Source organism: Methylobacterium durans (assembly GCF_003173715.1).
GTDB classification, from domain to species: domain Bacteria; phylum Pseudomonadota; class Alphaproteobacteria; order Rhizobiales; family Beijerinckiaceae; genus Methylobacterium; species Methylobacterium durans.
In genome coordinates this window covers 3,503,927-3,518,051 of the sequence record NZ_CP029550.1, presented here as the reverse complement: position 1 = coordinate 3,518,051, position 14,125 = coordinate 3,503,927, and the positions used below count along the sequence as shown (strand labels likewise).

Here is a 14,125-nt window from a genome sequence, read left to right as displayed (position 1 = left end):
CGACGCAACCTTCGCGGCCGGGGCCCTGCAGCAGGCCGTGGGCGTGGCGACCGCCGGGCCGCGCCTCGTCCTCAAGTCGCCCGACCTCTACGTGAACTGGGAGGATACGAAGCCGCACGAGATCCTGTGGCAGAGTGTCGGCAACGCCAGCGGCTCGGCGGTGCGGATCGACCTCTACCAGGACACGCCGCAGGGACCGGCTCTCCTCAAGACGATCACGACCCAGGCGCCCGACACCGGCCGCTTCATCTGGACACCGGCCGAGAGCGGCATCGGGTACGGCACCAAGGGCCTGCGCATCCAGCTGTCCCTCGTCTCGAACCCCGCGGTGGTGGATCGCAGCGTCGAGACCTTCGCGATCCCGGAGAACAGCAGCACCGTCTACGTCGACGCGGGGCCGGCCGGCAGCAACCGCCACACGGGCAAGAGCGCGGACGCGCCGCTGCCGAACCCGGTCACGGCCCTGCGGGAGTACGACCTCGGCGCCGGCGGGACGCTCAGCCTCGCGGCGGGGCAGTACGCGCTGAACGCGCCGCTGCGGATCTCGGGCTCGCAGAATCTCGGCGGGCTCGGGCAGGACCAGGGCTTCGCGATCGTGGGGCCGGTGGGCGGGGTCGCGGTGCTGGCGCCCGCCGCCGGCGCCCGGTTCGATCACCTCGTCGAGATCAACGACGCGAACTACGTCACGTTGAGCAATCTCAAGCTCAGCGGTGGCCTGGTGCGCCAGCTCTGGGTTCACGGTGGCTCGGACCATCTGACGCTGACGAATGTCACGGCCGTCGGCGGCTCGGACGCGGCGATCCGGATCGAGGCCCTCGGCACCGACAGCGGGATCACGCTGAGCGACATCGCGGTCTCGGGCAGCGCCGGCGACGGCCTCGCCGTGACCGGCCCGCTCGCCGTGCTCGCGAACCTGACGAGCCACGACAATGCCCATTATGGCCTGAACGCTACGAACACCGGTCAGACCCGCATCGACGGCGGCGAGGTGAGCCACAACGGCTTCGGCGGCGTCGTGCTCGGCAACAGCCAAGCCCTCGTCGGGGGCGGCGTCGCGGGGGCGGGTACCGGTCTCATCGTGCACGACAACGGCGGCCACGGTGTGACGCTCTCGGGCGGGGGCGCGCTCGCCAACAGCAGCGTCTACGGCAACGCCCAGACCGGCATCGTCCTGGGCAACGGCGACCTGGCCACGGGCAACGTGGTGTTCGGTAACGCGATCGGGATCTCCGGCGCCTTCGGCGCGATGGTCACGACGAACCGCGTCTACGCGAATGCGGGCCTCGGCATCGATCTCGTCGGCGGCTCGGCCGCCCAGAACGTCGTCTACGCGAATGTCGGCGGAATCCGGATCTTCCTCGGCTCCGGGACGCTCGCGAACAACCTCGTCTACGCGAACGCCGCCTACGGGATCGCGGCGCTCAACAGCGACGTCAGCCTCACCAACAACACGCTCTACCAGCTGACCGGCGCCGCGGTGCGGATCGAGAATTCGGCCGCGCGTCTCAAGAACAACATCGTCGTGGTCGAGGATGGCACCGGTCTCCTGATCGATGATCTCAGCCAGACCCAAGTCACCAGCGACTACAACCTCCTGTGGGTCACGCCGACGGGCACCGGCAGCGTCGGCACCTGGCAGGGCGCGGCCCGGACCGCTCTGGCGCAGTGGCAGAGCGCCACGCTCACCGATGCCCACAGCCTCTCGGAGGATCCGGCCTTCGTGTCGCCGGCGGGCAGCGACGGCGTCCTCGGCTACGTCTCGGCCAGCCAAGACGGGCGCGACGACGACTTCCACCTGCAGAGCCTGAGCGGCAGCCCGAAAGGATCCGGCCTCGCGCCCGTCTTCGACGCGCTCAGCCGCCGCCCCCTGTTCCGGTCTACGCCGGTCAGCGCGGACGCCGTGCAGTCGCCCGCGATCGACCGGGCGGATCCGACGGATCCGGTCGGCGCGGAGGCAGCACCGAATGGCGGTTTCCGGGATCTCGGCACCTTCGGCGGCACGGCGGAGGCCTCGCGCAGCGCGGCCACCTACGTCACGGTGACGGCGCCGGTCGCCGGCGCGCAGCTGCAGCTCGGGCGCACCGCGCAGATCACCTGGCAGTCGGCCGGGATCACGGGCAGCGTCGACATCAGCCTCACGACGGATCGGAGCACGTTCCAGACGATCGCGCAGGGCGTGGCCAACACCGGCACGTTCAGTTGGACGCTCGATCCGTCCGCACTGCAGCCGGGCAGCCAGTACTACATCCGCGTGAGCGCCTCCGACGGTTCGGTCTCGGGATTGAGCCAGCACGCCTTCGCGATCGTGCCGCGGATCACGGCCTACTACGTGAACGACGCCTCCTTGGCGGGTGACGAGTTCAGCACGGCGCTCGGGAGCGACGCCAACGATGGTCTCTCGGCGGATCATCCGATGGCGAGCCTGCAGGCATTGCTCAACGCCTACCATCCGGGCGCGGACGACGTGATCTACGTCGATGCCGGCACCTACAACCTGACCACCAACATCGTGGTCGATGCCCGCGACGCGACCAGCGCCGGCCACGGCCTGCGCATCCAGGGCACCAGCAATGGTTCGACCGTGCTCGACCGCGGCATCACCAGCCCGGGCTCGGCCGTGTTCGACCTGCGCGACGCCGACAACCTGACCCTGGCCAACCTGGTGCTGAAGGGCGGCCAGACCGGCATCCTGGTCGAGGCCGGCTCCACCGGCTCAACCGGCCTGACGGTGCGCGACAGCCAGATCTCGGGCGTGAGCCAGACCGGCCTCGACGTCGAGAGCACGAGCGCGGCCGTGCTGGTGCAGAACGTCACGATCAGCGATCCGACCAACAACAACGGCAGCACCGGCGTGTTCAGCCGCAGCGCCAAGCTCGACCTCGACCAAGTCCGGGTGAAGAACTTCTACCTCGGCGTGAGCGCGCTGCAGGGCGGCCTGATCCGCAACTCGGAGGTCTCGGGCAGCACCTATGTCGGCATCCAGGCCACCAACGCCGAGCTGCGCGGCAACGACGTCCACAACAACGCGACCGGCCTCCAGGCCTTTGGCGGCCTGGTCAGCGCCAACAGCGTGCACGACAACGCCGGCGACGGCATCTTCGCGGGCGAGAAGACGACGGTCGCGGCCAACACGGTCTTTGCCAACGGCACCGGCATCGAGTTCGGCTACAACACCGGCGCGCAGGCGATCGGCAACCGGGTGTTTGGCAACACGACCGGCCTGGTGATCGGCAACGGCCTGGTCCTGGGCAACCAGATCTACTCGAACGCCACCGGCCTCAGCAGCGGCATCGTCGGCATCACCGCCGAGATCAAGAACAACACCATCTACGCCAACACCGACTACGGCCTCCGGCTGACCACCAACGGCAACAACAACAGCATCAGCCTGCACCTGGTCGAGAACACCTTCTACCAGACCACCGGCACCGCCATCGCCTTCGCGGGCCAGGGCTCGGGCGCAATCCTCGACAGCAACATCGTCTCGCTGGGCGCCAACACCACCTATCTGAGCCTCGCCGACACGGCCGGCGCCGGCCCGACGAGCGACAACAACCTGCTCGACCTGCGCGACGCCAGCGCGCGGATCGCCGCCTGGGGCGGCGTCAGCTACGCCAGCCTGCCCGCCTGGTACTTCGGCACCGGCCGCGACGGCCACTCGCTCGTGGGCGACCCGCTCTTCGTGGCGCCCGCCGGCGCGGACGGGCAGCTCGGCTACACGGCGGCCGGGGGCGATCACGGCGCGGACGACAACCTCCACCTGCAGGCGGCCTCGCCGGCGCGCGACGCCGGCAGCCTCGCCCTGCCGTATTTCGGCGAGAGCGCGAGCGGCAACCGCGCCGACATCGGCGCGGACGGCAACACCGGTGCGGCCATCGCCAGCCCGGCCCAGAGCGTGCAGCTGACCGGGCCGGCCCCGTTCGACAAGCTGATGGTCGGCCAGGCCGTGCAGATCGGCTGGCACACGACCGGCCTGCTGCCGAGCGAGCCCGTGGTGCTGCTGGCCGCCGGCAGCGCGGATCCGCTCCTGACCGCCAGCCAGGGTCGCTGGGTCGGCGACGCCGCCTACCGGACGGGCAGCTCCTTCGCGGCCTCCGCCTACACGCTCACGGACCCGGTCGATCTGACGAACCCGAACACGGGCCCGGCCGCGCTCTACCAGCACGCCCTGCAGTCCAACTCGGCCACCGCGGGCGACAGCTTCGGCTACAGCCTGGCCGTGCCGGACGGCAGCTACACGCTGCGCCTGCACTTCGTGGAGCCCTACCTCTACATGCAGGCGGGCCAGCGCAGCTTCGACATCCTGGTCAACGGCGTGGTGGTGGTCAGCCACTTCGACGTGGTCCAGCAGGCGGGCGGCCCGCTCAAGGCGATCACCCTCGACCTGCCGGTCACGCTCGCTCAGGGCGAGGGCCTGCAGGTCAGCTTCCGCAACGCGCAAGGTCAGGCCATCGTCTCGGGCCTCGAGCTGGTGCGGGCGAACGCGGCCGGCCTGTCCGCGCCGAGCCTGCGCCTCGACGTCTCGCGCGACGGCGGCGCGACCTGGTCGACCCTGGCCTCGGGCCTGAGTGCGGGGCGCTACGGCGACGGCAGCTACAGCTGGACGCCGGACGCCTCCTACACCGACCAGAGCGTGCAGCTGCGCCTGACTGCGGTCGAGGCGGGGGTGAGCGCGCAGACGAGCCCGGTCCGGATCGCCAATGCCGGCCACGTCTACTACGTGAACGACGCCTCGACGGCGGGCGACCAGTACGCCACCGCAATCGGCAACGACCTGAACACGGGCAAGTCCGCCGACAGCCCGATGGCGAGCCTGCAGGCATTGCTCAACGCCTACCATCCGGGCGCGGACGACGTGATCTACGTCGATGCCGGCACCTACAACCTGACCACCAACATCGTGGTCGATGCCCGCGACGCGACCAGCGCCGGCCACGGCCTGCGCATCCAGGGCACCAGCAATGGTTCGACCGTGCTCGACCGCGGCATCACCAGCCCGGGCTCGGCCGTGTTCGACCTGCGCGACGCCGACAACCTGACCCTGGCCAACCTGGTGCTGAAGGGCGGCCAGACCGGCATCCTGGTCGAGGCCGGCTCCACCGGCTCAACCGGCCTGACGGTGCGCGACAGCCAGATCTCGGGCGTGAGCCAGACCGGCCTCGACGTCGAGAGCACGAGCGCGGCCGTGCTGGTGCAGAACGTCACGATCAGCGATCCGACCAACAACAACGGCAGCACCGGCGTGTTCAGCCGCAGCGCCAAGCTCGACCTCGACCAAGTCCGGGTGAAGAACTTCTACCTCGGCGTGAGCGCGCTGCAGGGCGGCCTGATCCGCAACTCGGAGGTCTCGGGCAGCACCTATGTCGGCATCCAGGCCACCAACGCCGAGCTGCGCGGCAACGACGTCCACAACAACGCGACCGGCCTCCAGGCCTTTGGCGGCCTGGTCAGCGCCAACAGCGTGCACGACAACGCCGGCGACGGCATCTTCGCGGGCGAGAAGACGACGGTCGCGGCCAACACGGTCTTTGCCAACGGCACCGGCATCGAGTTCGGCTACAACACCGGCGCGCAGGCGATCGGCAACCGGGTGTTTGGCAACACGACCGGCCTGGTGATCGGCAACGGCCTGGTCCTGGGCAACCAGATCTACTCGAACGCCACCGGCCTCAGCAGCGGCATCGTCGGCATCACCGCCGAGATCAAGAACAACACCATCTACGCCAACACCGACTACGGCCTCCGGCTGACCACCAACGGCAACAACAACAGCATCAGCCTGCACCTGGTCGAGAACACCTTCTACCAGACCACCGGCACCGCCATCGCCTTCGCGGGCCAGGGCTCGGGCGCAATCCTCGACAGCAACATCGTCTCGCTGGGCGCCAACACCACCTATCTGAGCCTCGCCGACACGGCCGGCGCCGGCCCGACGAGCGACAACAACCTGCTCGACCTGCGCGACGCCAGCGCGCGGATCGCCGCCTGGGGCGGCGTCAGCTACGCCAGCCTGCCCGCCTGGTACTTCGGCACCGGCCGCGACGGCCACTCGCTCGTGGGCGACCCGCTCTTCGTGGCGCCCGCCGGCGCGGACGGGCAGCTCGGCTACACGGCGGCCGGGGGCGATCACGGCGCGGACGACAACCTCCACCTGCAGGCGGCCTCGCCGGCGCGCGACGCCGGCAGCCTCGCCCTGCCGTATTTCGGCGAGAGCGCGAGCGGCAACCGCGCCGACATCGGCGCGGACGGCAACACCGGTGCGGCCATCGCCAGCCCGGCCCAGAGCGTGCAGCTGACCGGGCCGGCCCCGTTCGACAAGCTGATGGTCGGCCAGGCCGTGCAGATCGGCTGGCACACGACCGGCCTGCTGCCGAGCGAGCCCGTGGTGCTGCTGGCCGCCGGCAGCGCGGATCCGCTCCTGACCGCCAGCCAGGGTCGCTGGGTCGGCGACGCCGCCTACCGGACGGGCAGCTCCTTCGCGGCCTCCGCCTACACGCTCACGGACCCGGTCGATCTGACGAACCCGAACACGGGCCCGGCCGCGCTCTACCAGCACGCCCTGCAGTCCAACTCGGCCACCGCGGGCGACAGCTTCGGCTACAGCCTGGCCGTGCCGGACGGCAGCTACACGCTGCGCCTGCACTTCGTGGAGCCCTACCTCTACATGCAGGCGGGCCAGCGCAGCTTCGACATCCTGGTCAACGGCGTGGTGGTGGTCAGCCACTTCGACGTGGTCCAGCAGGCGGGCGGCCCGCTCAAGGCGATCACCCTCGACCTGCCGGTCACGCTCGCTCAGGGCGAGGGCCTGCAGGTCAGCTTCCGCAACGCGCAAGGTCAGGCCATCGTCTCGGGCCTCGAGCTGGTGCGGGCGAACGCGGCCGGCCTGTCCGCGCCGAGCCTGCGCCTCGACGTCTCGCGCGACGGCGGCGCGACCTGGTCGACCCTGGCCTCGGGCCTGAGTGCGGGGCGCTACGGCGACGGCAGCTACAGCTGGACGCCGGACGCCTCCTACACCGACCAGAGCGTGCAGCTGCGCCTGACTGCGGTCGAGGCGGGGGTGAGCGCGCAGACGAGCCCGGTCCGGATCGCCAATGCCGGCCACGTCTACTACGTGAACGACGCCTCGACGGCGGGCGACCAGTACGCCACCGCAATCGGCAACGACCTGAACACGGGCAAGTCCGCCGACAGCCCGATGGCGAGCCTGCAGGCATTGCTCAACGCCTACCATCCGGGCGCGGACGACGTGATCTACGTCGATGCCGGCACCTACAACCTGACCACCAACATCGTGGTCGATGCCCGCGACGCGACCAGCGCCGGCCACGGCCTGCGCATCCAGGGCACCAGCAATGGTTCGACCGTGCTCGACCGCGGCATCACCAGCCCGGGCTCGGCCGTGTTCGACCTGCGCGACGCCGACAACCTGACCCTGGCCAACCTGGTGCTGAAGGGCGGCCAGACCGGCATCCTGGTCGAGGCCGGCTCCACCGGCTCAACCGGCCTGACGGTGCGCGACAGCCAGATCTCGGGCGTGAGCCAGACCGGCCTCGACGTCGAGAGCACGAGCGCGGCCGTGCTGGTGCAGAACGTCACGATCAGCGATCCGACCAACAACAACGGCAGCACCGGCGTGTTCAGCCGCAGCGCCAAGCTCGACCTCGACCAAGTCCGGGTGAAGAACTTCTACCTCGGCGTGAGCGCGCTGCAGGGCGGCCTGATCCGCAACTCGGAGGTCTCGGGCAGCACCTATGTCGGCATCCAGGCCACCAACGCCGAGCTGCGCGGCAACGACGTCCACAACAACGCGACCGGCCTCCAGGCCTTTGGCGGCCTGGTCAGCGCCAACAGCGTGCACGACAACGCCGGCGACGGCATCTTCGCGGGCGAGAAGACGACGGTCGCGGCCAACACGGTCTTTGCCAACGGCACCGGCATCGAGTTCGGCTACAACACCGGCGCGCAGGCGATCGGCAACCGGGTGTTTGGCAACACGACCGGCCTGGTGATCGGCAACGGCCTGGTCCTGGGCAACCAGATCTACTCGAACGCCACCGGCCTCAGCAGCGGCATCGTCGGCATCACCGCCGAGATCAAGAACAACACCATCTACGCCAATTCGAACTTCGGGCTGAATATCGCGCGGAGCGACAGCCTCAGCCTCGTCAACAACACCTTCTACCAGTCGGTCGGCGTGTCGGTGCATTTCGGCGCGTCCGTCCAGAACGTCACGATCGCCAACAACATCTTCGCGGCCGATCTCGGCCGTATCCTCTCGCTCGACGCCGCTTCCGCGGCCGGGATCCAGAGCGACTACAACCTCTTCTACCGGGGGCCGAATACCGCGGCCGCCATCGGCGAGCTCGCGGGCCAGTCCGACGGCGACCTGCAGGCGTGGCAGGGCGCGACCGGCCTCGACGCGCACTCGCTCAGCGCCGATCCGCTCTTCACCGACATCAACGGCGCCGACAACGTGCTGGGCGGTCTCGACGGCGCCCTCGGCGGGGGCGCGGACGACGATTTCAGCCTGCGCGCGCGCGCGTCCGGGATCGATGCCGGCAACCCCGACCTGGCGCCCGCCACGGACTTCTACGGCCAGGGACGGCACGACGATCCGGACACGGCCAACGCGCCGTTCGGATCCGGGTTCAGCATCGCGGATATCGGCGCGATCGAGTTCGCGGGCGCCTCGAGCGACGCGGCGGCGCCCACCATCACGGCGACGAGCCTGCCGGCGAACGGCGGCACGACGGCGGCCGCCTTCTCGTCGATCGTGCTGAGCGCGAGCGAGGCCCTCGACATCGCGAGCGCGCGCAGCCCGGCGAATTTCAGCCTGGTGGGTGCGGGACGCGACGGCGTGTTCGACACGAGCGACGACGTCGCGATCGCACTCGCGCCGAGCTACAGCGCGGGCTCGCAGCAGATCACGCTCAGCCTCCTGACCGGCCCGCTCGCGGACGGCAGCTACCGGCTCAGCATCTCCGGGACGCGCGCCCTGCGGGACACCGCCGGCAACGTGCTCGACGGCAACGCCGACGGCCAGGGCGGCGACAATTTCGTGACGACCTTCACGGTCGATCGCCGCGCCAACCGCGCGCCGGTCGCCGGCAACCCGGTCGTCGCGACGACGGCCCTCGCGCCCGTCAGCATTGCCCTGCCGGCGAGCGACGCGGACGGTGATCCGCTGAGCTATCGCATCGTACAGGGCCCGGCTCACGGCACGCTGGGGGCGATCGATCCCGCGACCGGCACGGTGCAGTACCTATCCGGCCTCCACTTCGCCGGGCAGGACAGCTTCGTGTTCGAGGTGAGTGACGGCAAGCTCGGCGTCAGCCAGGGCGTGGTGACCATCACGGTACGCAATGCGCCGCCGACGATCTCTGGCACGCAGGCGAACCAGGCCGACGCCGGCGCAGGAGCGATCAGCCCCTTCACGCAAGCGGTGATCGCCGACGACGACGCGCCCGCACAGACACTCACCCTGACCGTGCGCCTCGATCAGCCGGGCGCGGGTGTCCTGTCGAACCTCGGCGCTGGCACCTGGGATGCGCAGGCCGGCGTCTACACTCTCTCCGGCTCCGCCGCTGACCTGACGGCCGCTCTGCGGGCTCTCGTGTTCACGCCCGCGCAGCCCGACACCTCCGCGCCGGTGACCAGCTCGTTCACGATCAGCGTGGATGACGGTGTGGCGTCGCCGGTGATCGACGCCCAGACGAGCGTCGTCGTGAGCGTTGACCGGACGGCACCGGCCGCGCCGGTGATCACAACGAGCGTGGCGGGTGGGCAGACGAACGCCAGCGCGCTGACGGTCAGCGGCACGGCCGAGGCCGGCGCCACCGTGACGCTGTTCAACTCCGGTGTGGCACTCGCCGGCGCGGTGGTGGCGGATTCCGGCGGTGTGTGGAGCACGTCGATCAGCCTCACCGACGGAGCCGACTACAACCTCACCGCCAAGGCCACCGACGCGGCCGGCAACACCAGCGGCGCGTCCACAGCTCTCGTCTTCCGCGACGATCGCACGGCACCGACAGCCCCCGTCATCACCACGAGCGTGCCGGGTGGGCAGACGAATGCCAGCGCGCTGACGGTCAGCGGCACGGCCGAGGTTGGGTCCAGGATCACGCTGTTCAGCAACGGCGTCGCTCTCTCGGGCACCGTCGTGGCAGACAGCTCCGGCCTCTGGAGCAAGGTGATCAACCTGACGGACGGGTCCGACTACAGCCTCACGGCCAAGGCCGCCGACGCGGCCGGCAACACGAGCGTGGCCTCCAGCCCCCTCGCTATCCACGATGATCGTACTGCCCCCACCGCTCCGGTCATCACCACGATCGTGCCAGGTGGCCAGACGAACGCCGCGACTCTGACGGTCAGCGGTACGGCCGAGGCCGGCGCCACCGTGACGCTGTTCAACGGCAGTGTGGCGCTCGCCGGCACGGTGACCGCGGACGCGTCCGGCGCCTGGAGCAAGGCGGTGACGCTGAGCGATGGGTCCGATTACAGCCTCACCGCCAAGGCCACGGACGCGGCCGGCAACACCGGCACAGCCTCGGCCCCGCTCAGCTTCCACGTCGATCGCGTTGCCCCCACCGCTCCGGTCATCACCACGGGCGTTCCGGCCCAGACGAGCGCCAGCACGCTGACGGTCGGCGGCACGGCCGAGGCGGGCGCCACCGTCACGCTGTTCAACACCGGCGTCGCCCTCGGTGGCACCGTCGTGGCGGACGGCTCCGGCGTCTGGAGCACGGTGATCAGCCTGGCGGACGGGGCCGATTACAGCCTCACCGCCGCAACCACCGACGCGGCCGGCAACACGAGCGCGGTGTCCGGCGCCCTCACCTTCCACGCCGATCGGACCGCACCCGCGACGCCGATCATCGTCACGGCCGTGTCCGGCGGACAGACGAATGCATCCGTGCTGACGCTCAGCGGCACGGCCGAGGCCGGCGCGACGATCACGCTGTTCAACAACGGCGCGGCGCTCGCCGGTCCTATCGCGGCGAATGCCTCCGGCGTCTGGAGCGCGTCGGTGACGCTGACGGACGGCGCCGATTACAGCCTCACCGCCAAGGCCACGGACGCGGCCGGCAACACCAGTGCCGCCTCGGCCGCTCTCAGCTTCCACGCCGACCGTACGGCCCCAGCGGCCCCCGCGATCACCACGACGGTGACGGGTGGACAGACGAGCGTCCGCACGCTGACGATCAGCGGCTCGGCAGAGGCGGGATCCACGATCACGCTCCTCAACAACGGGGTGGCGCTCGCCGGGACGGTGGTCGCCGATGCCTCCGGCGCGTGGAGCCGAGTCGTCACCCTGGCCAGCGGCACCGACTACAGCCTGACCGCTCAGGCGACCGACGCGGCCGGCAACAGCAGTGCCGCCTCGCCCCCCCTCGCCTTCCATGTCACGGGCACGGCCCTCGCGACCCCAATCATCACCACGATCGTGCCGGGTGGCCAGACGAACGCCGCGACTCTGACGGTCAGCGGTACGGCAGAAGCCGGCAGCACGGTGACGCTCTTCAACAACGGTGTCGCCCTCGCCGGGACCGTCGTGGCGGATGGCTCGGGCCTCTGGAGCAAGCCGGTCACCCTGACGGACGGGGTCGATTACAGTCTCACGGCGGTTGCCGCGGACGCGGCCGGCAACAGCAGCGCTGTCTCGGCCGCGCTCGCCTTCCACGACGATCGCACAGCGCCCCTCGCGCCGGTGATCACCACGAGCCTGCCGGGTGAGACGAGCGCCAGCACGCTGACGGTGAGCGGCACGGCAGAGACGGGCAGCACGGTGACGCTGCTCAACAACGGCGTCGCGCTCGCGGGCTCGGTGGTGGCGGACGCGAACGGCGCGTGGAGCAAGCAGGTGGCGCTGACGGACGGGGCCGACTACAGCCTCACCGCCAAGGCCACCGACGCAGCCGGCAACCTCAGCCTCGCCACCGCGCCGCTGATCTTCCACGTCGACCGCACGGCACCCGCTGTGCCGGTCATCGCCACGCACGTGCCGGCCCAGACGAATGCGGCCGCCGTGACGATCAGCGGCACGGCCGAGGCCGGCACCACGATCACGCTGTTCAACAGCGGGACGGCCCTCGCCGGCCCGGTGGTGGCCGATGCGCTCGGTGCGTGGAGCAAGCAGATCAGCCTGGCGGACGGGGCCGATTACAGCCTCACCGCCACCGCGACGGACGCGGCGGGCAACACCAGCTCCGCCTCGGCCGCGCTCGCCTTCCACGTCGACCGGATCGCGCCGGCGACGCCCGCGATCACCACGACGGTGGCGGGTGGGCAGACGAACGCCAGCACGCTGACGATCAGCGGCACGGCGGAAGCCGGCAGCACGGTCACGCTTCTCAACAGCGGCGCATCGCTCCCCGGCACCGTCGTGGCGGACGCGTCCGGCCGTTGGAGCCAGGTGCTCAGCCTCGTCGACGGGACCGACTATAGCTTGACGGCGCGGGCCGCAGATGCAGCCGGCAACGTCAGCGCCGCCTCACCCGCTCTCAGCTTCCACGTCGACCGCACGGCCCCAGCGGCCCCGGTGATCACGACGAGCGTGCGCGGTGGGCAGACGAGTGCCAGCACGTTGACGATCAGCGGTACCGCGGAAGCGGGATCCACGATCACGCTGTTCAACGCTGGCACCGCCCTCCCCGGCACTGTCGTCGTGGGTTCGTCCGGCGCCTGGAGCAAGCCGGTCAGTTTGATCGACGGGGCCGACTACAGCCTCACCGCCAAGGCCACTGACACCGTCGGCAACACCAGCGCCGCCTCGCCCGCGCTCGCTTTCCACGTCGACCGGACAGCGCCGGCCGCTCCGGTGATCAGCACAAGCGTGCCGGGCGGCCAGACGAACGCCGCTACCCTGACGATCAGCGGCATGGCGGAAGCCGGCAGCACGGTCACGGTGCTCAACAACGGCGCGGCCCTCGCTGGCACCGTCGTGGCGGACGCTGGCGGCGCCTGGAGCAAGCCGGTCAGTTTGACCGACGGGGCCGACTACAGCCTCACCGCCACGGCCACCGACGCGGCCGGAAATGCGAGCGCGGCCTCCGCCGCACTCAGCTTCCATGCCGACCGCACAGCCCCGACGGCGCCGGTCATCACGACCAGCATGCCGGCTCAGACGAGTGCCAGCACGCTCACGGTGAGCGGACAGGCCGAGGCCGGCACGGTGGTGACGCTGTTCAACGCCGGTGTGGCCGTCGCGGGCACCGTCGTGGCGGACGCCGCGGGCATGTGGACCAAGCCATTCAGCCTGGTCGATGGCACCGACTACAGCCTCACCGCCAAAGCGGTCGACGCGGCCGGCAACAGCAGCGCCGCCTCCGCGCCGCTGGCCTTCCACGTCGATCAGACACCGCCCAGCCCGGAATTCGGCACGCTGACGCAGGACGTGCACAGCGGCGGCGGTGCGGTCTACGCCCTGTACTCGGGCCTGCTCGGCCGGGCTCCCGACACGCTTGGGCTCGAGTACTGGGCGGATCAGATCGCCAAGGGCGCCTCGCCCCGCGATCTCGGCCAGCTCCTGCTCTCCTCGCCGGAGGGACAGGCGCGAGCGGGCGCGCTCGGCAACCGCGACTTCGTCCAGCAGCTCTACCAGGCAACCCTGCACCGTCAGGCCGACAGCGCCGGTCTCGACTACTGGGCAGGCCAGCTCGACCGCGGCGCGACCCGCATCGACGTGGCCCTCGGCTTCGTCTTCTCGGACGAGCACGTGAGCAGCTTGAGGCCTGCCTTCGACGCTGGCCTCTTCGTGCCCGACAAGCAGGCCTCCGACGTGGCGCGGCTCTACTACACCATGCTCAACCGCGCGCCCGATGCCGGCGGCCTGCAGTTCTGGACGGACCAGCTCAAGCGTGGCGGCTCATTGAGTGACCTCGCGCGGGCCTTCCTCGGGACGCCAGAGAACGTGTCGAAGTACGGCAGCATGAGCAACAGCGACTACGTGGACGCCCTCTACGTGAACGCGTTGGGCCGCCACGCGGATGCAGGGGGACGTGCCTATTGGACCGACCTACTCAATCGCGGAACCTCGCGGGCGGATCTGGCTGTGCTGCTCACCGACAGCGCTGAGGCGCACAGTGTTCACCTCGGGCAGATCGAGCAGGGCGGGCAGCTGGTCTGA

Annotated in this window: 1 protein-coding gene (only partly in view); it reads left to right on the top strand. The window is 70.4% G+C overall.

Going from position 1 to position 14,125, the window contains the following annotated elements; genetic code table 11:
- Positions 1–14,125: the 3' portion of an Ig-like domain-containing protein gene (locus DK389_RS16140; protein ID WP_109891075.1), read on the top strand. 17 nt of this gene lie to the left of the window's left edge; the window shows 14,125 of its 14,142 coding nt (coding positions 18–14,142); its start codon lies beyond the left edge, outside the window; its stop codon occupies positions 14,123–14,125.